The organism is Luteibacter sp. TLI7-4A (genome assembly GCF_056754745.1).
Genome location: NZ_JBPGWO010000001.1, coordinates 1,561,437 through 1,588,293, shown reverse-complemented (window position 1 = coordinate 1,588,293; position 26,857 = coordinate 1,561,437). Strand labels below are relative to the sequence as shown.

The following is a 26,857-nucleotide window of genomic DNA, read 5'->3' as shown; positions in this document are numbered from 1 at the left end:
GGACGCCGCGTCGATTGACGATATCAACCACCGTCGACGCTACGCTCGTTCACGACGCGACGCGAAACAGCGTGAATAAGTAATCGTATGCACCCGCGACGCTACCCGCTCTTCCCACAATTCGCCGTACCCGTCGGGAGGGGAGGCGTCGGGTGCCGTTCTCAGAGCGATTCCGCAGGGAGGCGAAGGCCGGACGAGGACTTAGCGAACGAGAATGGCACCCGACGCCTCCCCCTGCCTCGACGCAACAATCAACACGATGGCGAAGCCGAGCCAGCAAGGTTTACCGGAACAGCTGCAAACGTTTACATTCCGGGGGTCATCCCCGTCGCTGAAAGCTGGCGACGCCTCCCCGGAGAATGCATGAGCTTCCGATCCCGTCCCCGCCTGTCCACGCGCATGCTCTCGCTCGGCGCATCGTTAGTCCTGGCCGGCGCCGCATGCGCGACATCGGCCGGTGATGCCGCTGCCGTTCCGGCCTCGAACACGCAGCTGGTTTCGCCGGAGATCGAGCGGAAGGTGGATGCGCTGCTGGCGCGGATGACCCTGGCCGAGAAGATCGGCCAACTCGTGCAGTACGGTGCGAGCGGCGCGGCTACGCCTGCCGACGGCGATGCGGTTGCCGTCAATCCGGAGACGCTCACACAAGTCGACGCGATGGCGCTGGCGCGGAAGGGCGAGTTGGGCTCGATGCTCAACGTCGTCGGTGCCGCGAAGACCCGGCCGTTCCAGGAGGCGGCGCTTGGTAGCCGCCTGGGTATTCCCCTGCTGTTCGGGGCCGACATCATCCATGGGTACCGCACCATCTATCCCGTTCCCCTCGGTCTGTCCGCGACGTGGGACCCGGCCCTGGTGCAGGAGCTTTCGCATATGGCCGCCGTGGAGGCGACCACCGGCGGCGTGAAATGGTTCTACTCGCCGATGGTCGACATCTCGCGTGACGCGCGGTGGGGGCGTTCGACCGAAGGCGCGGGAGAAGATGCCTACCTGGGCGCGGCCATGGCGCGCGCCTACATTCGTGGATACCAGGGAACGAGCCTGGCGGACCCGGAAAGCGTGGCGGCATCGGTCAAGCATTTCGCGGCGTATGGCGCGGCCGAGGCAGGTCGTGAATACAACACGACGGACATGTCGGACGTCCGTTTGCGCCAGGTATACCTGCCGCCGTACCGGGCGGCTGTCGAAGCCGGCGCGGCGACGATGATGAGTGCCTTCAATGCGCTCAATGGCGTGCCTGCCACCGCCAGTCCGTATCTGATGACGGACATCCTGCGCAAGGAATGGGGCTTCGATGGTTTCGTGGTGAGCGACTTCACCGCCGTGATGGAATTGACCCATCATGGCATCGCGTTGGACGCCGCCACGGCGACCCGAAAGGCGCTGCAAGCCGGCGTGGAGGTGGACATGATGAGCCACTTCTACGACACCCAGATTCCGAAGCTGCTGGAGGAAGGCAAGCTGTCGATGGCGACCGTGGACGAAGCCGTAAGGCGGGTGCTGCGGGTGAAGTTCGCGCTGGGATTGTTCGAGCACCCCTATGCCCGCGGCACCGAGGTGGTGCGGGCCATCGACGCGCATCGCCCCCTCGTGCGGCGTGCCGCCGAGGAATCGTTCGTGCTGCTCAAGAATGGGGGGCAGGGCTCGGCGCCCGTGCTTCCGCTCGACCGTCGCGTGAAGACACTGGCGCTGATCGGCCCGCTCGCCGATGCGGCCAGCGAGATGCAGGGAGCCTGGGGTGGCGCCCAGCACTTCCCCGACGTGGTCACGCTGCGTGGCGGGCTGGCGGCGCGCATGAAGAAACAAGGCGGTGAACTGCTGTACGCGAAGGGCACCGACATCGAGACGGATTCCGAAGCGGGCTTCGCCGAGGCCATGAACGCGGCGGCCAAGGCCGATGTGGTGGTGATGGCGCTGGGCGAGTCGTCGCGCATGAGTGGCGAAGCCGGTTCGCGCGCGCACCTGGATCTTCCCGGCAATCAACAGGCCTTGCTCCAACGGATCGTCGCGACGGGAAAGCCCGTGGTGCTGCTGGTGTTCTCGGGCCGTCCCCTCGTGCTCGACTGGGCCGACCGGAACGTCCCCGCGATCATGGCGATGTGGTTCCCCGGGACGGAGGCTGGCAACGCGGTGGCGGAGGTGCTGTTCGGCGACGTCGCGCCCAGCGGCAAGCTGACGATGAGCTTCCCGCGAGCGGTGGGCCAGGAACCGCTCTACTACAACCAGTTCCCGACCGGCCGTCCGCCGGGCGATGCGGATCTGTCGAAGCCGCCATCGCACGGCACGGCCTTCATCTCGCGCTACATCGACGTGCCGAACGATGCGCTGTATGCCTTCGGCCATGGCCTGTCCTACACCACGTTCGGCTATTCGGACGTGCAGGTGTCGCGCTCTCGCGTGCCGTTGGCGGAAGCGAACCGTAAAAGCGCGAAGGACCTGGTCACCGTGACCGCCACGGTGAAGAACACCGGGCGCCGCGCCGGCACCGAGGTGGTGCAGCTCTACGTGCGCAACCTGGGTGCCAGCGTCGAACAGCCGGTCCGTAGCCTGCAGGGATTCCAGCGCGTGGCCTTGCAGCCGGGTGAGGCGAGGCGCGTGACCTTCCAGCTAGGCTTTCCCGAGCTGTCGTTCTGGAACGCGAAAAGCGAGGAAGTGGTCGAACCGACGCGGTACACCGTCTGGGTCGGTGGCAGTTCCCTGGCCGACCAACAGGCGACGTTCGAGATCGCGCTCTGACGGCGTACCATACGCGCATGGCAGACAAACCGACCGACTTCATCGAACAGTACCAGGCCTTCATCCGCCAGGGCGTCGAAGCCTGGGCGAAACAGCTCGATCCGAAGGCCGCTCCCGCGGAGAGTTCGCCGGTGACCGATGTCATGGGGCGGCTTTTCGCCGGTCTCGGCGGCTTCGGCGATTGGATGCGATCCATCGCCGGTGGCGAGGCGCCCGCCGCGGCCTTTACCGGCGGCATGCCGCCATTCGGCCACGGGCCCGGCGTGCCTCCCGACTTCGACGAATGGGCGCGGGCCGCCAACGACACGCTGTCGATGCCGGCCTTCGGCCTGACCCGCGAGCAACAGGAAGAACAGCAGGCGCTGCTGCGTGCATGGATCGATTACGCCGGGCACTACCGGCGCTACCAGGCGCTGCTGCAAGGCGTGCACGAGCGGGCGAACGCGGCGTTGCGCGAACAGGCGCCGCCGACGGACGCCGATTCCATGCGCTCGGTCTACGATCGCTGGGTGAATCTCGCCGAGGAAAGCTATGCCGAAGCGGCGCTGTCGGCGGAGTTTCGCGAAGTGTATGCCGCGCTGGTGAATGCGCAAATGCGCCTGCGGGTGCTCCAGCAGCGGCAGGTCGAGCGGATGGCCGTGCAGGCGGGCATGCCCACGCGCAAGGAAGTGGATAGCCTGGGTGAGCGCCTGCAGGCCGCTCGCCGCGACTTGCGCCATATGCAGGGGCTGGCCGCCGAGGTCGCCGCCCTGAAGGCCGAGGTGGCCGAGCTTCGTGGCGCGAGGGAGGACGTAAAGACGGCCAAGCCCCGTGCACCAACGAGCAAGCCCGCGGCGACGGCGAAGAAGGTGGCCGCGGCGGCGAATCGCGCCGGTGGCATGAAGGCCGTGGCGAAGACGAAGCCCGCCTCGACGGCAGGCAAGCGTGGCGCAACGGCCAAGGGCAGGACACGATGAGCGCGTCTTCGTTCCCGTTCGATCCGGAACGGGCGCAGGCCGAGGTCGAGGCGTTCCGGCGCAAGCTGGAGGCCGGCCTGGAGACACTCAAGCGGGTGGGGCCGATCGAACTCGGTATCACGCCGCGCGAGGCGGTCTACACCGAAGACAAGCTGACGCTCTGGCATTTCAAGGGCGAGAAAACACCCACGGCGAAGGTCCCCTTGTTGATCTGCTATGCGCTGGTCAACACGCCATGGATGATCGACCTGCAGGAAGACCGGTCGATGGTGCGCAACCTGCTCGAACAGGGCGAAGACGTCTACCTGGTCGATTGGGGCTATCCGGACGGTGCGGACCGCTGGCTGACGCTTGAGGACTATATCGACGGCTACCTCGACCGTTGCGTGGACATGGTGCGTGAACGCCATGGCGTGGAGGCGGTGAACCTGCTCGGCATCTGCCAGGGTGGCGTGTTCTCGCTCTGCTACACGGCGCTGCATCCGGAAAAGGTGCGCAACCTCGTTACCATGGTGACGCCGGTGGATTTCCACACCCCCGACAACATGCTTTCGCACTGGGCGCGCAACGTGGACATCGACCTGTTCGTCGACGCGACCGGCAACGTGCCTGCCGATGTGATGAACTTCGCGTATCTCACGTTGAAGCCGTTGCGCCTGAACCAGCAGAAGTACATCGGCCTCGTCGACATCCTCGACAACCCGAAGGAAGTGGAAAACTTCCTGCGCATGGAAAAGTGGATCTTCGATTCGCCCGACCAGGCGGGCGAGGCGTTCCGGGAGTTCGCCCGCGACTTCTTCCAGAAGAACCTGCTGATCAAGGGCGAGGCGCGCATCGGTGGGCGCCGGGTCGATCTCAAGAACATCACCCAGCCGGTGCTGAACATCTATGCGGAGCAGGACCACCTGGTTCCGCCCGCGGCATCGGCTCCCTTGGGCAAGGCCGTGAGCAGCGACGACTACACCGCGCTGGCTTTCCAGGGCGGGCATATCGGCATCTATGTCTCAGGACGTGCACAGAAGCAGGTGCCCCCGGCGATCCACGCATGGCTTGCCGATCGATGACGGTTCGGCTGGCGAAGTTCCTGCTCACCCTGGCGCTCGCCGCCTTCGCCTTCGTGGTGACCTACGACAATCTGGTCGATTACGGTTCGAATTTCGCCTTCGTCCGGCACGTGCTGTCGATGGACACCACGTTCCCGGGGAACGCGCTGATGGGCCGTGCCATCACCAGCCCGGCCCTGTGGCATGTCGGCTACGGACTCATCATCGCGGCCGAGGGTGCGACGTGCGTGCTGTTGTCGCTGGGTGCGGTTGCGCTCTGGCGTGCCCGGCGCGCGAGTGGCGCCCGCTTCGACGCGGCCAAGCGCTGGGTGGTCGCCGGTTGCACGCTGGGTTTCCTTGTCTGGTTCTTCGGCTTCATGGTGGTCGGCGGCGAGTGGTTCGCCATGTGGCAGTCGAAGGTCTGGAACGGGCAGGAAGGGGCATTCCGGTTCTACATGGCGTTGCTGGGCGTATTGATCTTCGTGAACCAGCGTGACGGCGACCTGGAAGAGCATCGCCGCTGAAGCGGCTCCCACACCAGCTGTCCTGCTGGTGGGCTACCGTGGCGACCCATCGTCCACGGTGTGAGAACCGCTTCAGTTGTGGGAGCCGCTTCAGCGGCGACGGGTATCTGGTGGGAGCCGACCCTGTCGGCGACAGGCCCTCCCACAGCCGCACCCCATGCGATAATCACCGCATGAACTCCCACGCCTCCCACGATTCCATCCGTGCCGTGCAGTGGCACGGCGACCGCCTGCGCCTGCTCGACCAGCGCCGTCTCCCCGCCGAGGAGACCTGGTTCGATTGCACCACCTCCGACGACGTCACGCGGGCCATCCGCGACCTCGCGGTGCGCGGTGCGCCGGCCATCGGCATCGCGGCGGCCTGGGGCGTGGTGCTTGCGGCGAAGGCCGGCGTGGACCTGCCCGCGGCCATGTCCACCCTGCGTGCGGCGCGTCCCACCGCGGTGAACCTGATGTGGGCGCTGGATCGCATGAACCTGCGCATCCTCGAAGGTGCCGATACCGCCGCGCTCGAGCGTGAAGCCCAGGCGATCCAGGACGAAGACCTCGCCGCCAACCGGCACATGGGCGAGTTGGGCGCCGCGCTCATCGAGCCGGGCTCGCACGTGCTCACGCATTGCAATACCGGCTCGCTCGCCACGGCGGGCTATGGCACCGCGCTCGGCGTGATCCGCGCCGGCGTGGCCTCGGGCCACATCGAGCAGGTGTACGCCGGGGAGACGCGTCCCTGGCAGCAGGGCGCGCGGCTCACGATGTGGGAACTCGTGCGCGACGGCATTCCGGCAAAGCTCATCGCCGATTCGGCGGCCTCGCACCTGATGAAGGACGGCAAGGTGAAGTGGGTGATCGTCGGCGCCGATCGCATCGCCGCCAACGGCGACACCGCGAACAAGATCGGTACCTACCAGCTCGCCATCGCCGCGCGGCACCACGGCGTGAAGTTCATGGTCGTCGCGCCGTCCACCACGGTGGACATGGCGACCGCGACGGGTGCCGATATCGAGATCGAATTGCGCGACGCCACGGAATTGTTGTCGGTCTCGGGTACGCGTACGGTGATCGACGGCGCGGATGCATGGAATCCCGTCTTCGACGTGACACCGGCCGAACTGATCGACGCGATCGTGACCGAGCGCGGCGTGATCCTGCGGCCCGATGAAGAACAGATGCGGATCCTGTTTCCGTGACACGGCTGCGCCGCGAGGTCGCGCTGTTCGCGGTCGGCGGCATCCTCGGGCTGGCCGTCGACGCCGGCATCGCGCAATCGCTCGTCGGCCTGGCGGGCTGGAACGTCTACACCGCGCGTGTCGTTTCCTTCCTCAGTGCCGCCACCGTGACCTGGTGGTGGAACCGTACGCACACCTTCGCCCACCGCGATTCCGGTCGCGGCCACCGCGCCGAATGGCTGCACTGGATGGGCCTGATGGCGCTCGGCGCGGTGATCAACAACGGTCTCTACGTGCTGGCCTTCAAGGTGTTTCCCGCCTTGCACGCGTGGCCCGCGGTGGCCGTGGCGGCGGGCTCGGCGGCGGGTGCCGTCGCGAATTTCCTGCTGGCTCGCGCGGTGCTTTTCCGCACTGCCAGGACATCGATATAAGTCGTTGAATTTGCGTGGTTTTTTGCTGTCATTTCCACGCCCGATGTGATATCATCCTTGGGTTGAGCCGACGGCATCGCGCTAGCGCGATACATAGGGCCGGCGGGGGCATTTTCACGGACATCCAGGAAGCCGATTGATGGCAGAACTCGCCAAAGAAGTCATCCGCGTCAACATCGAAGACGAGATGCGCCAGAGCTATCTCGACTACGCGATGAGCGTCATCGTGGGGCGTGCGCTACCCGATGTTCGCGACGGCCTGAAGCCGGTGCATCGCCGCGTGCTGTTCGCGATGAACGAACTGGGCAATGCCTGGAACAAGCCGTACAAGAAGTCGGCCCGCGTGGTCGGTGACGTGATCGGTAAGTACCATCCGCATGGCGACGCGTCGGTCTACGACACCATCGTCCGCATGGCGCAGCCGTTCTCGCTGCGCTACATGCTGGTCGACGGCCAGGGCAACTTCGGTTCGGTCGACGGCGACAACGCGGCGGCCATGCGCTACACCGAGGTGCGCATGGCGCGCCTCACGCACGAGCTGATGGCGGACATCGACAAGGAAACCGTCGACTTCGGCCCCAACTACGACGAAAGCGAACACGAGCCACTGGTCCTGCCGACCCGCGTGCCGAACCTGCTCGTCAACGGCTCCGCCGGCATCGCCGTGGGCATGGCGACGAACATCCCGCCGCACAACATGACCGAGGTCATCAACGCCACGCTGGCGTTGATCGAGGATTCCTCGCTCGGCGTCGACGACCTGATGACATACATCCCGGGTCCGGATTTCCCGACCGCGGGCATCATCAACGGCTCGTCGGGCATCGTCGAGGCGTATCGCACCGGCCGCGGCCGCATCCTCGTCCGCGCTCGGACCGAGATCGAGACCGAGGCCAATGGCCGCGAGACGATCCTGGTCCACGAGTTGCCGTACCAGGTGAACAAGGCCCGCCTGATCGAGAAGATCGCGGAGCTGGTCAAGGAAAAGAAGCTCGAGGGCATCAGCGAACTGCGCGACGAATCCGACAAGGACGGCATGCGCGTCGTGATCGAGATCCGTCGCGACGCGATGGCCGACGTGGTGCTGAACAACCTGTTCCAGCAGACCCAGTTGCAGGTCACCTTCGGCATCAACATGGTGGCCCTGCTCGATGGCCAGCCGAAGCTGCTGAACCTCAAGGACATCCTCGAGGCCTTCATCCGCCACCGCCGCGAGGTGGTCACCCGCCGCACCATCTTCGAACTGCGCAAGGCACGCCAGCGTGCGCATATCCTCGAAGGCCTCACGGTCGCGCTCGCCAACATCGACGAGATGATCGAGTTGATCCGCACGTCCGCGTCGTCGGCCGAGGCGCGCGAGCGCATGGTCGCCCGCCGTTGGGAGCCGGGCCTGGTGAAGGCCTTGCTCGCCGCCACCGGTGCCGCCGCGTCGCGTCCGGAAGACATGGACCCGCGCGACGGCCTGCGCGAGGACGGTTATCAGCTGTCCGAATCGCAGGCGACCGAGATCCTGCAGATGCGCCTGCACCGCCTCACGGGGCTGGAGCAGGAGAAGCTCTCCGACGAATACCGCGAGATCCTCGACACGATCCGCGGCCTGATCGAGATCCTCGAGAACCCGAACCGCCTGCTCGAAGTCATCCGCGAGGAACTCGAGCAGATCCGCACCGACTACGGCGATGCGCGCCGCACCGAGATCCAGCATTCGCAGGAGGACCTCAACGTCCTCGACCTCATCGCGCCGGAAGACGTGGTGGTCACGCTCTCGCACACCGGTTACATCAAGCGTCAGCCGGCCAGCCTCTACCGTGCGCAGAAGCGCGGCGGCAAGGGCCGCTCGGCCTCGGCGCTGAAGGACGAGGACGTCGTGCAGCAGCTGTGGGTGGTGAACACGCACGACACGCTGCTCACCTTCACCAGCACCGGCCGCGTCTATTGGCTCAAGGTCTACCAGATGCCGGAGGCCGGTCCGGGCGCACGTGGCAAGCCGATCGTGAACCTGTTGCCGCTGGGCGAGGGTGAGAAGGTGCAGGCGCTGTTGCCGGTGCGCGATTACGATCCGAACTGCTTCGTGTTCTTCGCCACCCGCAAGGGCACGGTGAAGAAGACGCCGCTGACCGAATTCGCCTTCCAGTTGCAGAAGGGCAAGGCCGCCATCAATCTCGAAGAGGGCGATGCGCTGGTCGACGTGGCGATGACCGACGGCGAGAGCGATGTGCTGTTGTTCGCCTCGAACGGCAAGTCGGTGCGCTTCGACGAAGGCAGCGTGCGTTCCATGGGCCGCACGGCTACCGGCGTGCGTGGCATGCGCCTGGCCGAGGACGCCGAAGTGGTGTCGCTGATCGTGGCGGCGGGAGAGGGCGATATCCTCACCGCCACCGCGCGTGGCTACGGCAAGCGCACGGCACTCGTGGAATTCCCGAAGAAGGGCCGCGGCACGCAGGGCGTCATCGCCATCCAGTGCTCCGAGCGCAACGGCAACCTTGTCGCCGCCGAGCAGGTCACGGAAACGCAGCAGCTGATGCTGATCTCCGACCAGGGCACCCTGGTGCGCACGCGTGTCTCCGAGGTGTCCCAGCTCAGCCGTAACACGCAGGGCGTCACCCTGATCAAGCTGCCGAAGGACGAGACGCTGATCGGCGTCGTTCGCCTGGAGGCCGAGGAAGAGATCGAAGGCGAGGGCGAAACGCCCGACGGCGAAGCCGCCGCCGACATGCCGCCGATCGAGAGCGGTCCCACGGGGGACGGCGATCCGGCCGAGCCTGGCGAAGCGTAAAAAAGAAAACCCGCGGCGACGCGGGTTTTTCTTTGCCCGGCGGTGGCTCGTCTCTGGGAGAGCGTCGCCGCTGAAGCGGCTCCCACACCTTTCAGCCGTGGGAGCCGACCCTGTCGGCGATATCAGGCGTCGATGGCTTCCAGCATCGCCTCGGCCGTCGACACGCGGAACTCGCCCGGTGCCTCGACCTGGATCGCCTTCACCACGCCATCCTCGGCGTAAAGGGCAAAGCGCTTGGCACGGATGCCCATGCCGTTCTTCGTCCCGTCGAGCTCCAGGCCCAGTGCCTTGGCGAAAGTGGCGTTGCCATCGGCCAGCATCAGGAGATCCTCCGGCACGCCTTGCGATTCGCCCCAGGCATGCATCACGAAGGCGTCGTTCACCGACATGCAGGCGACCTTGACCCCGCGCTCGCGGAAGTCCTCCATGTGCTGCACGAAACCCGGCAGATGCTTGTTCGAACAGGTGGGCGTGAAGGCGCCCGGCACGGCGAAAAGCACGACCTTGCCCACGCCGAGAACCTCGGTGCTGCTGACGGTCTTGATGCCATCTTCGAAGATGGCGAGGGTCGCTTCCGGAAGTCGTTCGCCGACTGCGATAGTCATGGGACTGCCTCTTCAGTGGAAAGCGCCGAGTGTACGTCAAGGTTTGTCGAGCTGAAGAAACGGCAACCGGTGCGCCCTCGCTCTTGAATTGCCCCGGGCCGGTCATATGTTGATCACCAGACGGCCACGGGGCCGAAACTTCTTTGGAGTCAAACAGATGAACCAGCTTCGTCAGGTATCGTTTCGCCGTGCGCAGGTGTTCGGCAGCGATGTCCGCAACGTGTTCGAGCATTTCTTCGGCGGCGATATCGCCGTGCCGGCCAGCACCGTTTCCAGCGCCTGGGCGCCGCGCGTGGACATCCGTGAAGAGGACGGGCGTTTCCTGATCCTGGCCGACGTGCCGGGCGTGGACCCTGCCGATATCGAGATCCAGATGGACAAGAACGTGCTCAGCATCAAGGGTGAGCGGAAGGCGTTCGCCAGCGAGGCCGAGGGTAAGTTCAGCCGCGTGGAACGTGCGGCCGGTGCGTTCAAGCGCAGCTTCACGCTCCCCGAGAGCGCCGATGCCGACGGGATCACCGCGTCGGGTGCCCATGGCGTGCTGGAGATCGCGATTCCGAAGAAGGCGCAAAGCGCCCCGCGTCGCATCGCCATTAACGCTGCGGGCTAAAACGGCCTAAGCTTAGCTGTCTGGCCCGTGGCGGACCCTGTCCGCCACGGGTGCTTCGTTTTTGGTTTTCGACACAAGCCCGGGAGAGCCTGTGGAGTTCAAGGATTACTACGAGACATTGGGGGTCAAGCCCGACGCGACCGACGCGGAGATCAAGGCCGCGTACCGCAAGCTTGCCCGCAAGTACCACCCCGACAAGAACAAGGAAGCCGGTGCCGAAGAGAAGTTCAAGGCGGTCAACGAGGCCAACGAGGCCCTGAAAGATCCCGAGAAGCGCCGCGCCTACGACCAGCTGCGCGCCGGCGGATACCGCCAGGGCGAGCAGTTCCGTCCGCCGCCGGGCTGGGGCCAGCAGGGCAACGGCTTCGACTTCGGCGACATGGGTGGTCGCGGTGGCGGCGATTTCAGCGATTTCTTCGAGAGCCTGTTCGGTGGCGGCGGTCGTGCTCGTGGCCACCAGCCGCAGGCGCGCCGCGGGCGCGATATCCAGGCCAGGATCGAGACCGACCTGCAAACCGCCTACAACGGCGGCAAGACGCGCGTGGTGCTCAACGACTCCTCGGGCGGCGAACGCGTGCTCGAGGTGAAGATTCCCGCTGGCATCACGTCCGGCCAGACCATCCGGCTTGCCGGGCAGGGACATCCCGGCTCGTCCGGGGGCCCCTCGGGCGACCTGCTGCTTGAGATCGCCATCCGGGACGACGCACGCTTCCGGCTGGATGGACGCACGGTGACCCACGTCCTGCCGATCACGCCCTGGGAGGCCGCGCTGGGGGCTACCGTGCCCGTGCCGACACTCGGTGGGCACGTCGACCTGCGTATCCCGGCGGGCTCGCAGTCGGGGCGAAAGTTGCGGTTGAAGGGACGTGGCTTGCCGGGTTCGGAACCGGGCGACCAGATCGTCGTGCTGGAAATCCGCGTGCCGGTGCCCGAGACCCATGAGGAACAGGCGGCGTACGCGGAGTTCAAGGACGCGTTCGCGGGGTTCGATCCGCGGCGGGGGTGAGGCAAAAGGGGAGGGAACGGCTGGAAGTTCAGGAAACCTGGCCGCGCTGCGCGCGGATCGCCGCTGAAGCGGCTCCCACCCGGCCCGCTAAAGTGGCGCCCCATCCGGCCCGCAGAAGTGGCTCCCACCGGCCCGCTAAAGTGGCTCCCCACCCAGCCCGCAGAAGTGGCTCCCACCCGGCCGGCCGAGGCTCTTTGTGGGAGCCGCTTCAGCGGCGATTTCCGCAGAGCCTCGGTGGGAGCCGACCCTGTCGGCGATGCCTCGCCCCAGGCCCTGAAACCCCTCAGCCCGGCAAATGCTCCTTAAGCGCCGCGACCAGTTCCTCTTCCTTGATCGGCTTCACCACATAGGCCTTCGCACCCTGGCGCAGGCCCCACACCTTGTCCGTATCCTGGTCCTTCGTGGTCACCAGGATGATCGGGATGTGCTTGGTGGTGTCTTCCTTGCTGATCGTGCGGGTAGCCTGGAAACCGTTGAGGTTCGGCATGACCACGTCCATGAGGATCAGGTCGGGAATTTCGCGCTTGGCCACCTCGACGCCCTGGGCGCCATCTTCGGCGGTGATGGCCTCATGGCCCAGTTTCTCGACGATGCGCTTGATGCCAAGCAACTGAGACGGCGAATCGTCGACGATCAGGATACGAGCCATTCACTTTCCCCCGGGCCGATGCCCGATGTGTTCTCTTTGGTGACACCGGCCGTCCCGGCTGGCGTCTCGGACCCGCTGTGACGAAAAAACGTCGCGCGTGGCGCCTCTGGCGAGGGGCCATTCTACCGGCCGCCGCGCGGGTATCAATGGTGGGAGCGCAGATTGCCGCTCCATAGGGTGGTTATCCGCCGATACGAACGACGGTGCGGCCGAACGAGCCACCTTCGAGCATCGTGCCGAAGACGCTGGCCACATCCTCCAGTGCCACTTCCTTCGTGCAGATGGCGTCGAGGTGGCCTGGCCTCCACTCGCCGGAGAGTCGGTTCCACACCTCGTCGCGAATGTCACGCGCGGTGCCCGCCGAGGCCACGCCCAGCACGCTCACGCCGCGGATGATGAAGGGCATCACCGTGGTCGACAGCTCCGGACTCCCCGCCAGGCCGCAGATGGCGGCGTTGCCGTAGGGAGCGATCAGCGGCAGGAAGCCCGCCAGTGTCTTGCCGCCGACATTGTCGAGCATGCCGCCGTATGTCGCGGAATCCATCGGTTTGCCGCTGAAAGCGAGCTGGTGGCGGTCGACGCATTCGCTGGCACCGAGCATGCGCAGGAAATCGAAGCGGTCGGCCTTGCCACTGATGGCGTGCACCTCGTAGCCGGCGCGGCTGAAGATGTCGATGCCGAGCATGCCCACGCCGCCCGTGGCGCCAGTGATGGCGATCGGGCCTAGCGCGGGCGTCTGCCGGTTGTCGGTCATGCGAAGGAGCGCCAGCGCGGCGGTGAAGCCGGCCGTGCCGATGATCATCGCCTCGCGCGTTGTGAGCGAGGCGGGCAGGGCGACCGTCCATTCGGCGGGCAGGCGTACGTATTCGCCATAGCCGCCGTCGCGGGTCTCAGAGAGGCCGCTGCCGGTGGCGAGCACCTTGTCGCCTTCCTTGAACGCCGGGCTGGTCGACGCGACCACGGTGCCCGACACGTCGATACCGCCGTTCAAGGGGAACTTTCGCAAGATCTTGCCTTTGCCGGTGCCGGCCAAGGCGTCCTTGTAATTCACGGACGACCATTCGGCCTTGACCAGGACCTCGCCCGGGGCGAGGGCATCGGTGTCCATGGTTTCGATGCCGGCGCGATAACCGGTGCCGTCCTGGTGGATGCGGAACGCGCGGAAATTCGTCATGCGTGTGTCCTTGGGCGGAAGCGATCAGTCGATGCTATCGACAGACGTACCCGTGATCCACTTCGGCGTGTAGGTGGATTCGTAGCGCTTCATCCAGTCGAACAGCTGATCGATGTCGTCCCCGAACCACACCTGCTCGCGCTGGTTCTGCTTGACGAAGCCTTCCGCGACCATGTGGTCCATGCTCGCGGACAGGCCACGGTAGAAGCCACGCACGTCGAGGAAGGCGCAGGGATAGCTATGCAGGCCGAGTTGCGCCCAGGTGAGCATCTCGAACATCTCGTCCATCGTGCCGAAACCACCGGGCAGGGCCACGAAGGCGTCGGCGATCTCGTACATGCGCGTCTTGCGCTGGTGCATGGTCTCGACGACCTGCAACTCCGACAGTCCGGTATGGGCGACTTCCTTCTCGACCAGCTGGCGCGGAATGACGCCGATGACACGTCCACCGGCGGCGAGCGTGGCATCGGCGACGGCGCCCATCAGCCCGACCTTGCCTCCGCCGTAGACGAGCGCGATGCCTTCTTTCGCCAGCCGCGTGCCAAAGGCCCTGGCGGCTTCGGTGTATTCCGGATGCGAACCGCTGCTGGAACCGCAGTAGACGCAAAGGGAGGTGATCTCACGCATATTCAAGTTCTCCACGTTCCCTGAAACGACGAAGCCCGCCCATGCGTTGCGGCAGGGGCGGGCTCCGGTGACACATGGGAACGATCAGTTGCCCTTGTGGATGGCGCGCTTGTCGACCGACAGGGCCGCCTCGTGCACCACTTCCGACAGCGCCGGATGGGCGTGGACGATGCGGGCGAGGTCTTCCGACGAGCCCTTGAATTCCATCGCCACGACGCATTCGTGGATCAGTTCGGAAACGACCGGGCCGACCATGTGCACGCCGAGGATGCGATCGGTTTCGGCGTGGGCGATCATCTTCACCTGGCCGATGCCTTCGTTCATCGCCACGGCACGGCCGTTGGCGGCGAACGGGAAGGACCCCGTGCGGTAAGGGATGCCTTCTTCCTTCAACTGCTCTTCGGTCTTGCCGACCCAGGCGATTTCCGGCTCGGTGTAGATGACCCAGGGCACGGTGTCGAGGTTGACGTGGCCCGGCTTGCCGCCGATCAGCTCGGCGACCATGACGCCTTCCTCGGAACCCTTGTGCGCGAGCATCGGACCGCGCACGGCGTCGCCGATCGCCCAGACGCCATCGACACCGGTGTGGTTGTGCTCGTCGACGACGATGCGGCCGCGCTCGTCGAGCTTCACGCCCGTGTCGTCGGCCAGCAAGCCGGCGGTATAGGCACGACGGCCCACGGCCACCAGCAACTTGTCGACGACCAGCGACTGCGCGTTGCCGTCCTTGTCGGTGTAGCCGACGTGGACTTCGTCGCCCTTGACCTCGGCGGAGGTGACCTTGGCGTTGACCTTGATGTCGAGGCCCTGCTTGGCGAACTCGCGTGCCGCCAGCTTGGCGATATCCTGGTCGGCCACGGCGAGGAACTTCGGCAGCGCTTCCAGGACCGTCACTTCGGCACCGAGGCGCTTCCACACGCTGCCAAGCTCGAGGCCGATGACGCCGGCGCCGATCACGCCCATGCGCTTGGGCACCTCGGTGAGGTCGAGCGCGCCGGTGTTGTCGATGATGTGCTTGCCGTCGAACTTCGCGAAGGGCAGTTCGATGGGCACGGAGCCCGAGGCGAGGATGACGTTGGTCGCGGAGATGGTCTGGACGCTGCCGTCGTTGCCCGTGACTTCGACCTGGTTGCCCTTGAGCAGCTTGCCCTTGCCGAAATACGAGGTGACCTTGTTCGCCTTGAACAGCATCGTCACGCCGCCGGTGAACTGCTTGACGATCTTGTCCTTGCGGCCGATGAAGGTGCCGATGTCGATCTTCGGGTTCTCGGCGGTGATGCCGTGATCCTTGAAATTGTGCGTGAGGTTGTGGAACTGCTTGGACGAATCCAGCAGCGCCTTGGACGGGATGCAACCCACGTTGAGGCAGGTGCCACCGAGGGCGGCCTTGCCGTCCTTGCCGACGAAGGCGTCGACCACGGCGGTCTTCAGGCCCAGCTGCGCGGCGCGGATCGCGGCCACATAGCCCGCGGGGCCGGCACCGATGACGATGACGTCGAACTTGTCGCTCATTGCTTAGCTCCGGATGTCACTGCGGTATCTACCGCCAATATGGGGGCGGAACACGAAAACGGGAGTCTTTCGACTCCCGCCTTCACGTTTCGGCTCAACCGGCCATCACAGGCCGAGCAGCATCCGCTGCGGGTTTTCGAGCTGGTTCTTGATGTCGACAAGGAACAGCACGGCGTCGCGGCCATCGATGATGCGGTGGTCGTACGACAGCGCGATGTACATCATCGGGGCGGCGATCACCTGGCCGTTCTCGACCACCGGGCGCTCCTTGATCGTGTGCATGCCCAGGATGGCGCTCTGCGGCGGGTTCACGATCGGGGTGGAGAGCAGCGAACCGAAGGTGCCGCCGTTGGTGATGGTGAAGGTGCCGCCCTGGAGGTCGTCCAGGCCGAGCTTGCCGTCGCGCGCCTTCTTGGCGTAACCGATGATGCCCTTCTCGACGTCGGCGAAGGACATGTCCTGCACGTCGCGCAGCACCGGCGTGACCAGGCCCTTGTCGGTCGACACGGCGATCGAGATGTCCTGGTAGCCGTGATAGATGATGTCGTTGCCGTCGACCGAGGCGTTGACCACCGGGTAGCGCTTGAGCGCTTCGGTGGCCGCCTTGACGAAGAAGCTCATGAAGCCGAGCTTGACGCCGTTGGCCTTCTCGAACTGCTCGCCCAGGGACTTGCGCAGCTTCACCACCTCGGCGAGGTTCACTTCATTGAACGAGGTGAGCATCGCGATGGAGTTCTTCGACTGCATCAGGCGCTCGGCGATGCGGGCGCGGATGCGGGTCATCGGCACGCGCTCTTCCGGGCGGCTACCGGGGGTCGGCTTGGCGGCCGGGGCGGCGGGCGCGGCCGGGGCCGAACCGCCCTTGCCGGCGTTGACCAGGTCTTCCTTCGTCACGCGGCCATCGCGGCCGGTGCCGGCGACCTTGGACGGGTCGATGTTTTCTTCCACGGCGACGCGGCGGCCGGCGGGGGAGAGTTCGTCGACGCCCTTGGGTGCGGCCGGTGCGTCGGCCTTGGTGGCCTTCGGCGCTTCGGCGGCGGCGGGCGCGGCGGCCGGGGCGGGCGCGGCAGCGGCGGCGCCTTCCTCGATCACGGCGATCACCTGGCTGCTGGTGACCGTGGCGCCTTCCTCGAACTTGATTTCCTTCAACACGCCGTCGACCGGCGCCGGGACTTCGAGGACGACCTTGTCGGTCTCGAGGTCGAGCAGGTTCTCGTCGCGCTTGACCGCGTCACCGGCTTTCTTGTGCCAGGTGGCGATGAGCGCGTCGGAGACCGACTCGGGCAGGACCGGGACTTTGACTTCGATGGACATGCTTGTCTTACTCCGCTGCGTGATCGGTGCCGACCGGCGCGACCAGCGCCTGTTCGACGAGCGCCGCCTGTTCGGCGACATGGGTGTTGAGGTGACCCGCGGCCGGTGCCGGCGAACGAGCGCGTCCCGCATAGGACAGGCTGTGCTTCGGCCCCACGCTGGCCTGCAGGTGGTGACGGATCTGGAACCAGGCGCCCTGGTTCATCGGTTCTTCCTGGCACCACACCACTTCCTTGGCGGAAGGGTACTTTTCCAGTTCGGCCGACACTTCCGGGCGCGGGAACGGATAGAGCTGCTCGACGCGGACGATGGCGACGTCGGTGAGCTGGCGCTTCTCGGCGTCCTCGAGCAGGTCGTAATAGACCTTGCCCGAGCAGAGCACCACGCGCTTGACCTTCTTCGGCTGCAGGTCGCGGTGCTCGCCGATCACCAACTGGAACTTGCCGTTGGCCAGTTCGTCGAGCGAGGACACGGCCAGCTTGTGGCGCAGCAGCGACTTCGGCGTCATCACGATCAGCGGCTTGCGCACGGGGCGCACCTGCTGGCGGCGGATCATGTGGAAGGCCTGCGCCGGCGTGGTGGGCACGCAGACCTGCATGTTGTCCAGCGCGCACAGTTGCAGGAAGCGCTCCAGGCGGGCGGAGGAATGCTCCGGGCCCTGGCCTTCGTAGCCGTGCGGGAGAAACAGCGCGAGGCCGCAGAGGCGGTCCCACTTGGCCTCGCCCGAGCTGATGAACTGGTCGATCACGACCTGGGCGCCGTTGGCGAAATCGCCGAACTGGCCTTCCCAGATGGTGAGCTGGTCCGGCGAGGTGGTGGCTTCGCCGTACTCGAAGGCCATCACGGCTTCTTCGGAAAGCAGCGAGTCGATGACTTCGACACGGGCGTCCGCACGCACCCTGGACAGCGGCATGTAGGTGTCGTCGCTCTTCTGGTCGTGCAGCACCGCATGGCGATGGAAGAACGTGCCGCGACCGGCGTCCTGGCCGACCACGCGAAGATCGTTGCCCTCGGCGATCAGCGTGCCGTAGGCGAGGTTCTCCGCGAAGCCCCAGTCGCCCGGAAGCTCGCCGGCGGCCATCTTGCGACGGTCTTCGTAGATCTTGGCGACACGCGGGTGAAGCGTGACATCCGACGGAACGTCGAGGATGACGTCGAGTACCTTGCCCAGCTGGTCGCGAGACACGCCCGTGTTCACTTCCATCGACAGCTTGTTCTTCTGGAAGCGGGTCCAGTCGACCGGAATGTCGCGGGTGGGGTTGGGATCGATCGCGATCAGCGGCTCGCCCTTTTCGAGGCGGGCGCGGTAATCGTCGAGCATCTTCTGGCCGTCGTCGGCGCCGATGACCGATTCCTTCACCAGCTGCTGCGCGTACAGGTCGCGCGTGGTGGGGCGCTTGCGGATGACCTGGTACATGAGCGGCTGCGTCGCGGCCGGCTCGTCGGCTTCGTTATGGCCGTGGCGGCGATAGCAGACGAGGTCGATGACCACGTCCTTCTTGAACTGCTTGCGGAACTCGTAGGCCAGGCGGGTGACCTGGATCACGGCTTCCGGATCGTCGCCGTTCACGTGGAACACCGGCGCGTTGACCATCTTGGCCAGGTCGGTGCAATACAGCGTGGAACGGGCGTCCTCGCGCTTGGACGTGGTGAAGCCGACCTGGTTGTTGACCACCATGTGCAGCGTGCCGCCGATGGCGAAGCCACGGGCCTGCGACATCTGCATGAGTTCCATGTTGACGCCCTGGCCCGCGAAGGCGGCGTCGCCATGGATCAGCACGGCGATCGACTTGTCGCGGGCGGTGTCGCGGCGTCGCGACTGGCGCGCGTGCACGGAACCGGCGACCACGGGGTTGACGATTTCCAGGTGCGACGGGTTGAAGGCGAGCGCGACGTGCACGCCGCCGTTCGGCGTCTTGACGTCGGCGGAGAAGCCCATGTGGTACTTCACGTCGCCGGAATGGATCGGGCTGTCGTCGTGCTCGAACTTGCCTTCGAACTCGTTGAAGAGCTGCGAGGGCGCCTTGCCGAGGATGTTCACCAGCACGTTGAGGCGGCCGCGATGGGCCATGCCGATGACGAGTTCCTTCACGCCGTTGTCGCCGGCCGCGCGGACCACGTCGTCGACCATCGGGATGAGGCTGTCGCCGCCTTCGAGCGAGAAGCGCTTCTGGCCGACGTACTTGGTGTGCAGGTAGCGTTCCAGGCCCTCGGCGGCGGTGAGCGCCTCCAGCACGCGGACCTTGGCGGCCTTCTGCAGCCCCGCGGACCCCGCGGCCTTTTCCAGCCGCGAATAGATCCAGGCGCGCTGGTCGTAATCGGAGATGTACATGAACTCGGCACCGATGGTGCCGGTGTAGATGTGCTTCAGCTTCGCGAGCAGGTCACGCAGCTTCATGCGCTGGCCACCGCCGGCGAAGGTGCCCGCGTCGAATTCGGTGTCGAGGTCGGCGTCGGACAGGCCGTGGAAGGCGAGGCCGAGGTCGGGCGTGTCGATATCCGGAACGGTCAGGCCGAGCGGATCGAGCTGGGCGGCGATGTGACCGCGCGAGCGGTAGGCCGTGAGCAGGCGGAGTACCCCGGCCTGTTTCTGGGCGTAGGCGTTGTCGGCGGAGCCGGCAGCGGGCGCGGCGGCCGCGGTGCGGCGCTGCTTCTGCGCCGCCTCGATGCGGGCGATGGCGCCGGAATGGGCGATATCACCGGCCTCGCGGCCCTTGAAGGATTTGAAATACCCGTCCCATTCGGCCGGGACGGAGCCGGGATCGGCTAGCCAGGCTTCGTAGACTTGCTCTACGTAATCGGCGTTTCCGCCGGCGAGTTGGGAGGATTCGGAAAACTCGCGGATCAGGTTTGCGCTCACGTCACCACCGGCACACACGAAAAGGACGGGCTGCCGCGCGGCATGTGGGGAGCGCCTGCGGCATAAGAATCCGTTAATTATAGCCCCGGGCTGCTGCGCTGCGCCAACCCATTCATGCGCTTGCGGCGAAGGTCAGATCCCGAGTGGTCTTATCTGCCAGGCCGGCTCGGCCCGCTCCCAGACTTCGTCGAAATACGCCGTAAGACGAGAGGTCTCACCCGGTTCGTCGAGGGCGCCCCTCGCCTCGAAGCGCCCGGCCACGGGCCTGAACAGAAAGCTACCGGCGTGATCGGTGGTGAAGGCCGATCCGTAGCGCAGATGGGCCTCCTCGGTGGGCACGCGGACAGCGATCGCCGTGGGAAGGCGCTGGGCGAGGGCGAGCAGACGGTGACCATCGCGATGCCCACGCTCGGCGTCGTGGGTGAGGATGCGGATCTGCGCCTGCCGGCCGCTGGTGGCTACCCGGCGCAGTTCGGCGTGCACGGGGTCGCTGTCGAGCACGCCAGGTTCCAGCAGGGGCAGGTAGATCGAGATCCGGTGGCGTGCGCCGGCCAGCAGGCGCAGGTGGGCGGCTTCGAGACCGGCACGGTCTTCCGCCGCCAGGATCGGGTCCGCCCCGCCGTTCATCGGCGCCGGCCCTTGCGCACGCCGAGCTGGCCCTCGTTGACCAGGGCGAGCAGCACCTGTTTTTCCATCGCCGAAGGAAGGCGGTCGAAGGCGACTTCGCGCTCGGCGGCCAGGCGTTCGGCCAGCGCCGCCGGGCATTCATAGGCGTTACCGCTGACGAAGAGGGTGGCGTCCTTCTTCCCCTTGACCCAGGCGATCCGGGCATAGGGGTGGCGGACCAGGGTCGCGCCCCCGTCGAGGGCCTTGTCGAAGGCGGCTTCGGTGGTGGCCTTCGGCGGCGCGGCGGCGACCTGGGCGTTGCGATAGCGGGTGATGAAACGGCCGAACCAGTCGGCCAGCAGGTCGCGGTCGAGTGCCGCCGCGAAGGGCAGGGCCTGGCGCAGGCGGTTCAATGCGGCGGTGTCGATCTCGCCGGCGCGCTTCGCCGGGACGAGGTCGGGGTCGGCATAGCGCAGTTCCTCCGGCATCCGTTCGGCGAGGAAGTCGGCGAGGTCGCCGGTCAATTCGGCCTGCGAGGGCGCGCGCATGCCGATCGAGATCGTCATGCAGTTACCGATGGCCACGCCGTCGTGGGGCACGCCGGGCGGCAGGTAAAGCATGTCTCCCGGGCCGAGCAGCCATTCGTGGGTCGGCTCGAACACTTGCAGCTGCTTGAGTTCCACGTCGTTGCGGAAGTCGAGCGGTGCGTCCGGATCGTCGCTGATCGCCCAGTGGCGCTCGCCGATGCCTTGCAGCAGGAAGACGTCGTATTGGTCGACATGGGCGCCGACGCCGCCGCCATCCTCGGCATAGGAAATCATGATGTCGTCGAGGCGCCAGCTCGGCAGGAAGGCGAAGTGATCGAGCAGGGCGGCCACGTCGGCATCCCATTTGTCGACGTCCTGGACCAGCAGGGTCCAGTCGCGCTTGGGCGTCTTGCCGAATTCAGCTTCCTCGAACGGTCCGTTCTTCACCGTCCAGCGATCGCGTTTCTCGTCGTGGACGATGAGGCGGGCGAGCACGCCTTCCTCGCAGGCGAGGCCGGCGAGGTCGTCGGGTTCGATCGGCGCCTGGAAATCCGGAAAGGCGTTGCGGATGAGTAGCGGGCGCTTCTGCCAGTAATCGCGCAGGAACTGCGTGGCGCTCATGCCGAGCGGCTGGCTGGCGCTACCGCGCACTTCGATAGGGAGGGGCTTGCGGGTGGGGATCTGGATGGCCATGCGCGGCATTGTAATGGCTGCAACCCGACCCCGGTGGCATCCCCTGATGGCCATGCCCTGGTGGGAGCCGACCCTGCCGGCGATGCTGTTGCCTGGTGGGAGCCGACCTTGTCGGCGATCCCGCGGCAGCGGGCCAGGTCGAGGCAAGAACCCATCGCCGACAAGGTCGGCTCCCACCAGGCTTATCTCTATCCTTGCCGGAATGCCTGGCTGATCAGATAGCCCGGGCGAGCTTGTCGGCCAGGCCGATGTACGACGCGGGCGTCAATTCGGCGAGTGCTTTCTTGGCGTCGGCCGGGAGGTCGAGGCCATCGATGAAGGCGCGCATCGAATCCTTCGTGATGCCCTGGCCGCGCGTCAGCGCCTTGAGTTGCTCGTAGGGTTCCGGCAGGCCGAAGCGGCGCATCACCGTCTGCACGGCTTCGGCGAGCACTTCCCAGCTGGCGTCGAGGTCGGCGGCGATGCGTTCGGCGTTGACGTTGAGCTTGCCCAGTCCCTTCATCAGCGATTCCAGCGCGACCAGCGAATGGCCGAAGGCGGTGCCCAGGGCGCGCAGCACGGTGGAGTCGGTGAGGTCGCGCTGCCAGCGGCTGATCGGCAGCTTTTCCGCGAAGTGGCCGAGCAGGGCGTTGGCCAGGCCGAAGTTGCCTTCGGCGTTCTCGAAATCGATCGGGTTGATCTTGTGCGGCATGGTCGAGGAACCGACTTCGCCCGCTTTCAGCGCCTGGCGGAAATAGCCCAGCGAAATGTAGCCCCAGACGTCGCGGGCGAGGTCGATGAGGATGATGTTGATCCGGCGCAGCACGTCGGCGAACTCGGCGATGCCGTCGTGCGGTTCGATCTGCGTGGTGTACGGATTGAAGACCAGGCCCAGGCCGTCGACGAAACCGGCCGCGAGCGCGGGCCAGTCCACGCCGGGATACGAGATGACGTGCGCGTTGTAGTTGCCGACCGCACCGTTGATCTTGCCCGGGATCTCGATGGCGACGAGCTGGCGGCGCTGGCGCTCCAGGCGGGCGACCACGTTGGCGATCTCCTTGCCCATGGTGCTGGGCGAGGCGGTCTGGCCGTGCGTACGCGACAGCAGCGACAGGCCCGCGTGCTGGTGGGCGAGGGCGCGAAGCGTCGCGATGACCTGGTCCAGCGCGGGGAGCAGCACCGATTCGCGCGCATCGCGCAACATCAGCGAGTAGGCGAGGTTGTTGATGTCCTCGCTGGTGCAGGCGAAGTGGACGAACTCCTTGGCCTGGGCGAGGGCGGGGTCGTTGCCGATCTTTTCCTTGATGAAGTATTCGACCGCCTTGACGTCGTGGTTCGTGGTGGCTTCGATCGTCTTGATCCGTTCGCCGTCTTCCACCGAGAAGTCGTCGGCGATGGCCAGCAGGCGCGTGACCGCCCCGGCGGGAAAGGCAGGCAGTTCGACGATGCCGGGGTGCGCGGCGAGGGCCAGCAGCCAGTGGATTTCCACGTGCACCCGGCGATGCATCAGGCCGAACTCGCTGAAGATCGGGCGCAGCGAACCCACTTTCGCGGCATAGCGGCCGTCCAGGGGCGAGAGGGCGGTCAGCGTGGCGTGGGACATGGTCGTTCCTGGAGGCGTGGCGGGTGCAGCCGGCGATTATAGCGCCCCATGGCCGACAGGGTCGGCTCCCACCAAGCCGGCTGGGTAGCAAGGCAGCGGGAAGGCACGCCCCCATCCTACAAAACGACCCGATGCGGCCTTACTGTATGCAAGTCCCCCACCGGAGTTCCCGCATGAGCAAGTTCCGCACAGAACGCGACAGCATGGGCGAGTTGAAGGTACCGGCCAAGGCGCTCTATGGCGCGCAGACCCAGCGCGCGGTCGATAACTTCCCCGTGTCCGGGCTGACCATGCCGCGCGAATTCATCCGGGCGCTCGGCCTCATCAAGTCGGCCGCGGCCGAAGCCAACGTCAAGCTCGGCCACCTGGACAAGGCCTCGGCCAAGGCCATCCGCGCCGCGGCCGGAAAGGTCGCCGCCGGCGAGGTCGACGAACACTTCCCCATCGATGTCTTCCAGACCGGCTCGGGCACCAGTTCCAACATGAACGCCAACGAGGTGATCGCCCACCTCGCCGAGGCCGCAGGCAGCAAGGTGCATCCGAACGATCATGTGAACGCCGGGCAGAGCTCCAACGACGTGATTCCCACCGCCATCCTGGTGAGCGCCACGCTGGCCACGAGCGAGAAGTTGCTGCCGGCCCTCAAGCACCTGCGCAAGACGATCGACGCCCGCGCCAGGGAATTGAAGAAGGTCGTCAAGACGGGGCGCACCCATCTGATGGACGCGATGCCGATCACCTTCGGCCAGGAACTGTCCGGCTGGTCGGCGCAGATGGGCGACGCGGCCGAACGCATCACGGACACGCTCAAGCGCACCCGGCGCTTGCCGCAAGGCGGCAGCGCCGTGGGTACGGGCATCAATGCCGACCCGAAGTTCGGCCCCACGGTCGCGGCCGAACTGTCGAAGTTGACGGGAGTCAGGTTCGAATCGGCGGATAACTATTTCGCGGGGATGGCCGCGCAGGACGCTCCGGTGGAACTCTCCGGCCAGCTCCGCGCGCTGGCGGTCGGCGTGATGAAGATCGCCAACGACCTGCGCTGGATGAATTCAGGTCCGCTGGCGGGCCTGGGTGAGATCGAGCTGCCGGCGTTGCAACCGGGGTCGTCGATCATGCCGGGCAAGGTCAACCCCGTGATTCCCGAGGCGGCCGCCATGGTCGCCGCCCAGGTGATCGGCAACGACGCGACGATCGCGGTGGCGGGGCAGTCGGGCAATTTCCAGCTCAACGTGATGCTCCCCGTGATCGCGTACAACCTGTTGCAGTCGATCGAGATCCTCGCCAACGTCGTCACGCTGCTCGCGGACAAGGCGATCGCCGGCTTCAAGGTCAACGAAGAACATATCCGCGAGGCGCTGGACAAGAACCCGATCCTCGTCACCGCCCTCAATCCGGTGATCGGCTACGAGAAGGGCGCGGCCACCGCGAAGCAGGCATACAAGGAGAAGCGCCCCATCATGGACGTGGCGCTGGAAACCACGGGCTTGTCCAAGGCCGAACTGGCGAAGCTGCTCGACCCCGCCGCGTTGACCAAGGGCGGTATCCACGGCGGTGGCGGTGGCGGCGGCGGCTGAGCACGGGCCACCTAGGCGGCGAATCCTTGCAGGCCCTGCTCGATTCGCCGCAGCTTGTCGGGATTCCGCTGCACGTGGATGCTGAGGATCTTCTCGCCGTCCGTCACAAAGGTCTGCGCGGATTCCAACTGGCCTTCGATATAGCGCAGGAAGGCCCATTCGCCGTTGATGCGCGTCAGCCGTACTTCCACGGCGGCGCCGTAACGCAGATGCGAGGCATAGAAGAGCTGCGCGATGCGCTGGCCGCCGAGCATGGGCTTGGGGAAGCTGGTGACCTTGCCGCCACCGTCGCCGCTGAGGTCGGCATCCACGGCGAGCATGGAGCGGATGGCCGGGAAGTCGCCGTTCGCCAACGCCTCCGCGAAGCGTCGCATGAGCGCGAGGTGCGCCTCGCGCGGTGCCGCGTGGCGGGGGCGCTCGTCGCGCAGCTGGTCCTTCGCGCGGTGCACGAGCTGGCGGCACGCGGCTTCGCTCTTGCCGATGGTGCCCGCGATCTCGGCGTAATCGATATCGAAGACTTCGCGCAGCAGGAAGGCGGCGCGGGCTTCGGGGGATAGCCGTTCCAGTAGCAGCAGGAAGGCGACGGACACGTCGCCCGCCAGTTCCTGCACGTCCTCGGGCGAGGCGCCATGGTCGGTGAGGACGGGCTCGGGCAGCCAGATCCCGACGTATTCCTCGCGCCGGACCTTCGCCGCCCTGAGCCGGTCGATCGCGCGACGCGTGGTGGCGGCGACCAGCCACGCCTCCGCGTTCTCGATAGCCGCGTGCTCGGCGGCGTTCCAGCTGAGCCAGATGTCCTGGACCACGTCCTCGGACTCGGCCACCGAACCGAGCATGCGGTAAGCGATCCCGTGCAGGCGAGGCCGCAAGGCGGAGAAGGTGGCCGTGGCGTCGTTCATACCCATGGAGACGATCTTGCCAGTTCCCCTGTGACAGGTCCTTGCAGAATCGTCTCACACGGCGGTTTTTCGTCTCAGTGGACGATGGTCAGCACCGGATTCTTCTTGTCCTTCAACAGGAACACGACGAACCTGGCCGGCGCGGTCTTGCTGGCGTTGCGGCCGATCGTGTGCACATCGTCCGGGCCCTCATAGAAGGTATCGCCCGCCTTGAGCGTCTGCTCGGGCTGTCCGCGCACGCCCATCACGATGCTTCCCTCCAGCACATAGACGACCGCATGGGCATCGTGGCGATGAACGGGGTCGACGGCGCCGGGCGGGTAATCGACGTTGATCAGGGTGATCTCCTTGCCGGGGTAGTCCTTCAGCGCCTTGCTCATGAGATCGGTGACGGTGGCCTGGGGTGCCCCGGCATCCTGGGCGAGTGCGAGGCCGGGCGAAAGGGCGAGCAGGAAGGCAAGTGTCTTGAAAATACGCATGGCGGGTTCCTCAGGCGGCGGTGGCGACGGGTTCGGAAAGGCCGGCCTTGTCGAGGCCCCAGGCCTTGTCCATCGTGCCGGGGACATTGCGGAAGGCCACGTTCATGCGGTTCCACGCATTGATGACCGCGACGACGAAGGTCAGGTCGGAGATTTCCTTTTCGGAAAGCTGGCCACGGACCCGCTCGTAGACGTCGTCCGCGACACCCTGCGCGGGAATCTGGGTGAGTGCTTCCGTCCAGGCCAGGCTGGCGCGTTCGCGCGGCGAGAACAGGTTCGATTCGCGCCAGACGGCGATGTGGTGCAGGCGCAGGGCGCGCTCGCCGTGGATGACCGCCTGCTTGACGTGCATGTCGACGCAGAACGCGCAGCCATTGATCTGCGAAGCGCGAATGTGGGCCAGGTGGCGAATCGACTCTTCGATCGCGCACTTGGCCTCCGCCATGCTGAGTTCCATGAGCTTCCTGGTCAGCTCGGGCGATTGCTGCTGGTAATCGAGACGCTGGGTCAT

23 protein-coding genes are annotated in these 26,857 nt (G+C 66.1%); 10 read left to right on the top strand and 13 right to left on the bottom strand.

The annotated features are described in order from the left end of the window. The first annotated feature begins 363 nt into the window (after positions 1-363). The 7 genes from ACR9Y6_RS06915 to gyrA all read left to right on the top strand — a co-directional run bounded on the left by ACR9Y6_RS06915 (position 364) and on the right by gyrA (position 9,629). Positions 364-2,733, top strand: a complete 2,370-nt coding sequence (locus tag ACR9Y6_RS06915; RefSeq protein ID WP_481280643.1) for a glycoside hydrolase family 3 N-terminal domain-containing protein — start codon at positions 364-366, stop codon at positions 2,731-2,733. Positions 2,734-2,750: 17 nt separating this feature from the next. Further along, positions 2,751-3,689 carry a poly(R)-hydroxyalkanoic acid synthase subunit PhaE gene (locus ACR9Y6_RS06910; RefSeq protein WP_481280642.1) on the top strand — a complete coding sequence of 313 codons (939 nt, stop codon included), beginning with the start codon at positions 2,751-2,753 and terminating at the stop codon, positions 3,687-3,689. Next, a complete protein-coding gene (locus ACR9Y6_RS06905; protein WP_481280641.1) occupies positions 3,686-4,753 on the top strand; it encodes a class III poly(R)-hydroxyalkanoic acid synthase subunit PhaC in 1,068 nt (355 codons plus the stop codon). Before ACR9Y6_RS06910 ends, ACR9Y6_RS06905 begins: the two co-directional genes overlap by 4 nt. Further along, on the top strand, positions 4,750-5,256 hold the full coding sequence (locus ACR9Y6_RS06900; protein WP_481280640.1) for a DUF2165 family protein: 507 nt from the start codon (positions 4,750-4,752) through the stop codon (positions 5,254-5,256). Before ACR9Y6_RS06905 ends, ACR9Y6_RS06900 begins: the two co-directional genes overlap by 4 nt. Before the next feature lie 173 nt (positions 5,257-5,429). Next, entirely contained in the window at positions 5,430-6,443 is a 1,014-nt protein-coding gene (mtnA, locus tag ACR9Y6_RS06895; protein WP_481280639.1) for an S-methyl-5-thioribose-1-phosphate isomerase, read from the top strand. After that, on the top strand, positions 6,440-6,853 hold the full coding sequence (locus ACR9Y6_RS06890; RefSeq protein WP_448097979.1) for a GtrA family protein: 414 nt from the start codon (positions 6,440-6,442) through the stop codon (positions 6,851-6,853). Before mtnA ends, ACR9Y6_RS06890 begins: the two co-directional genes overlap by 4 nt. 139 nt (positions 6,854-6,992) lie before the next feature. Continuing rightward, the gene (gyrA, locus tag ACR9Y6_RS06885) at positions 6,993-9,629 is read left to right on the top strand and encodes a DNA gyrase subunit A (protein ID WP_481280638.1); all 2,637 of its coding nucleotides are present in this window, start codon (positions 6,993-6,995) and stop codon (positions 9,627-9,629) included. Between the two features lie 122 nt (positions 9,630-9,751). On the opposite strand, the gene ACR9Y6_RS06880 is transcribed toward gyrA, so the two are convergent. Beyond that, entirely contained in the window at positions 9,752-10,234 is a 483-nt protein-coding gene (locus tag ACR9Y6_RS06880) for a redoxin family protein (RefSeq protein WP_481280637.1), read from the bottom strand. A 157-nt stretch (positions 10,235-10,391) separates the two neighbouring features. Here ACR9Y6_RS06880 and ACR9Y6_RS06875 point away from each other — a divergent pair, with 157 nt between their 5' ends. Both ACR9Y6_RS06875 and ACR9Y6_RS06870 read left to right on the top strand, forming a co-directional pair. Beyond that, positions 10,392-10,844 (top strand): Hsp20/alpha crystallin family protein, encoded by a 453-nt coding sequence (locus ACR9Y6_RS06875; RefSeq protein WP_481280636.1) that lies wholly within the window; start codon positions 10,392-10,394, stop codon positions 10,842-10,844. A gap of 91 nt (positions 10,845-10,935) precedes the next feature. Beyond that, positions 10,936-11,850 carry a DnaJ C-terminal domain-containing protein gene (locus tag ACR9Y6_RS06870; RefSeq protein WP_481280635.1) on the top strand — a complete coding sequence of 305 codons (915 nt, stop codon included), beginning with the start codon at positions 10,936-10,938 and terminating at the stop codon, positions 11,848-11,850. 283 nt (positions 11,851-12,133) lie between these two features. On the opposite strand, the gene pilH is transcribed toward ACR9Y6_RS06870, so the two are convergent. The 9 genes from pilH to purB form a co-directional block, all read right to left on the bottom strand. Continuing rightward, a complete protein-coding gene (gene pilH / locus ACR9Y6_RS06865; protein ID WP_072321285.1) occupies positions 12,134-12,499 on the bottom strand; it encodes a twitching motility response regulator PilH in 366 nt (121 codons plus the stop codon). 181 nt (positions 12,500-12,680) lie between these two features. Continuing rightward, complete coding sequence (locus ACR9Y6_RS06860) at positions 12,681-13,673, bottom strand: acrylyl-CoA reductase family protein (RefSeq protein WP_481280634.1); 993 nt, start codon at positions 13,671-13,673, stop codon at positions 12,681-12,683. A gap of 24 nt (positions 13,674-13,697) precedes the next feature. Then, positions 13,698-14,300 (bottom strand): LOG family protein, encoded by a 603-nt coding sequence (locus tag ACR9Y6_RS06855; RefSeq protein ID WP_481280633.1) that lies wholly within the window; start codon positions 14,298-14,300, stop codon positions 13,698-13,700. 84 nt (positions 14,301-14,384) lie between these two features. Further along, positions 14,385-15,812 carry a dihydrolipoyl dehydrogenase gene (gene lpdA, locus ACR9Y6_RS06850; RefSeq protein WP_481280632.1) on the bottom strand — a complete coding sequence of 476 codons (1,428 nt, stop codon included), beginning with the start codon at positions 15,810-15,812 and terminating at the stop codon, positions 14,385-14,387. Positions 15,813-15,917: 105 nt separating this feature from the next. Beyond that, positions 15,918-17,126, bottom strand: coding sequence for a 2-oxoglutarate dehydrogenase complex dihydrolipoyllysine-residue succinyltransferase (gene odhB / locus ACR9Y6_RS06845; protein WP_481280631.1), 1,209 nt, complete (start codon positions 17,124-17,126; stop codon positions 15,918-15,920). Between the two features lie 7 nt (positions 17,127-17,133). Beyond that, entirely contained in the window at positions 17,134-19,986 is a 2,853-nt protein-coding gene (locus ACR9Y6_RS06840) for a 2-oxoglutarate dehydrogenase E1 component (protein WP_481280630.1), read from the bottom strand. A 132-nt stretch (positions 19,987-20,118) separates the two neighbouring features. Then, complete coding sequence (locus ACR9Y6_RS06835) at positions 20,119-20,613, bottom strand: DUF7931 domain-containing protein (protein ID WP_481280629.1); 495 nt, start codon at positions 20,611-20,613, stop codon at positions 20,119-20,121. Continuing rightward, positions 20,610-21,812 (bottom strand): JmjC domain-containing protein, encoded by a 1,203-nt coding sequence (locus ACR9Y6_RS06830; protein WP_481280628.1) that lies wholly within the window; start codon positions 21,810-21,812, stop codon positions 20,610-20,612. The genes ACR9Y6_RS06835 and ACR9Y6_RS06830 overlap by 4 nt, the downstream gene beginning before the upstream one ends. A gap of 214 nt (positions 21,813-22,026) precedes the next feature. Further along, positions 22,027-23,394, bottom strand: a complete 1,368-nt coding sequence (purB, locus tag ACR9Y6_RS06825; RefSeq protein WP_481280627.1) for an adenylosuccinate lyase — start codon at positions 23,392-23,394, stop codon at positions 22,027-22,029. 173 nt (positions 23,395-23,567) lie between these two features. Between purB and ACR9Y6_RS06820 the strand changes: the two genes are divergently transcribed. Further along, positions 23,568-24,968: a class II fumarate hydratase gene (locus ACR9Y6_RS06820; RefSeq protein WP_481280626.1), complete on the top strand. Its 1,401-nt coding sequence runs from the start codon at positions 23,568-23,570 to the stop codon at positions 24,966-24,968. A gap of 11 nt (positions 24,969-24,979) precedes the next feature. Here the strand turns inward: ACR9Y6_RS06820 and ACR9Y6_RS06815 are convergent, their stop codons facing one another. From ACR9Y6_RS06815 to ACR9Y6_RS06805, 3 genes are all read right to left on the bottom strand, one after another. Next, entirely contained in the window at positions 24,980-25,873 is an 894-nt protein-coding gene (locus tag ACR9Y6_RS06815; protein ID WP_481280625.1) for an RNA polymerase sigma-70 factor, read from the bottom strand. Positions 25,874-25,941: 68 nt separating this feature from the next. Then, on the bottom strand, positions 25,942-26,346 hold the full coding sequence (locus ACR9Y6_RS06810) for a cupin domain-containing protein (protein WP_481280624.1): 405 nt from the start codon (positions 26,344-26,346) through the stop codon (positions 25,942-25,944). Between the two features lie 10 nt (positions 26,347-26,356). Next, positions 26,357-26,857 (bottom strand): carboxymuconolactone decarboxylase family protein, encoded by a 501-nt coding sequence (locus ACR9Y6_RS06805; protein WP_481280623.1) that lies wholly within the window; start codon positions 26,855-26,857, stop codon positions 26,357-26,359.

Coding starts and splice junctions, on each gene's coding strand:
- ACR9Y6_RS06900 (WP_481280640.1), top strand. CDS start 4,750: ATGACGGTTCGGCTGGCGAAGTTCCTGCTCACCCTGGCGCTCGCCGCC.
- pilH (WP_072321285.1), bottom strand. CDS start 12,499: ATGGCTCGTATCCTGATCGTCGACGATTCGCCGTCTCAGTTGCTTGGC.
- mtnA (WP_481280639.1), top strand. CDS start 5,430: ATGAACTCCCACGCCTCCCACGATTCCATCCGTGCCGTGCAGTGGCAC.
- ACR9Y6_RS06860 (WP_481280634.1), bottom strand. CDS start 13,673: ATGACGAATTTCCGCGCGTTCCGCATCCACCAGGACGGCACCGGTTAT.
- ACR9Y6_RS06810 (WP_481280624.1), bottom strand. CDS start 26,346: ATGCGTATTTTCAAGACACTTGCCTTCCTGCTCGCCCTTTCGCCCGGC.
- ACR9Y6_RS06905 (WP_481280641.1), top strand. CDS start 3,686: ATGAGCGCGTCTTCGTTCCCGTTCGATCCGGAACGGGCGCAGGCCGAG.
- ACR9Y6_RS06880 (WP_481280637.1), bottom strand. CDS start 10,234: ATGACTATCGCAGTCGGCGAACGACTTCCGGAAGCGACCCTCGCCATC.
- ACR9Y6_RS06835 (WP_481280629.1), bottom strand. CDS start 20,613: ATGAACGGCGGGGCGGACCCGATCCTGGCGGCGGAAGACCGTGCCGGT.
- ACR9Y6_RS06820 (WP_481280626.1), top strand. CDS start 23,568: ATGAGCAAGTTCCGCACAGAACGCGACAGCATGGGCGAGTTGAAGGTA.
- ACR9Y6_RS06855 (WP_481280633.1), bottom strand. CDS start 14,300: ATGCGTGAGATCACCTCCCTTTGCGTCTACTGCGGTTCCAGCAGCGGT.
- purB (WP_481280627.1), bottom strand. CDS start 23,394: ATGTCCCACGCCACGCTGACCGCCCTCTCGCCCCTGGACGGCCGCTAT.
- ACR9Y6_RS06875 (WP_481280636.1), top strand. CDS start 10,392: ATGAACCAGCTTCGTCAGGTATCGTTTCGCCGTGCGCAGGTGTTCGGC.
- gyrA (WP_481280638.1), top strand. CDS start 6,993: ATGGCAGAACTCGCCAAAGAAGTCATCCGCGTCAACATCGAAGACGAG.
- odhB (WP_481280631.1), bottom strand. CDS start 17,126: ATGTCCATCGAAGTCAAAGTCCCGGTCCTGCCCGAGTCGGTCTCCGAC.
- ACR9Y6_RS06910 (WP_481280642.1), top strand. CDS start 2,751: ATGGCAGACAAACCGACCGACTTCATCGAACAGTACCAGGCCTTCATC.
- ACR9Y6_RS06915 (WP_481280643.1), top strand. CDS start 364: ATGAGCTTCCGATCCCGTCCCCGCCTGTCCACGCGCATGCTCTCGCTC.
- ACR9Y6_RS06805 (WP_481280623.1), bottom strand. CDS start 26,857: ATGACCCAGCGTCTCGATTACCAGCAGCAATCGCCCGAGCTGACCAGG.
- ACR9Y6_RS06815 (WP_481280625.1), bottom strand. CDS start 25,873: ATGGGTATGAACGACGCCACGGCCACCTTCTCCGCCTTGCGGCCTCGC.
- ACR9Y6_RS06830 (WP_481280628.1), bottom strand. CDS start 21,812: ATGGCCATCCAGATCCCCACCCGCAAGCCCCTCCCTATCGAAGTGCGC.
- lpdA (WP_481280632.1), bottom strand. CDS start 15,812: ATGAGCGACAAGTTCGACGTCATCGTCATCGGTGCCGGCCCCGCGGGC.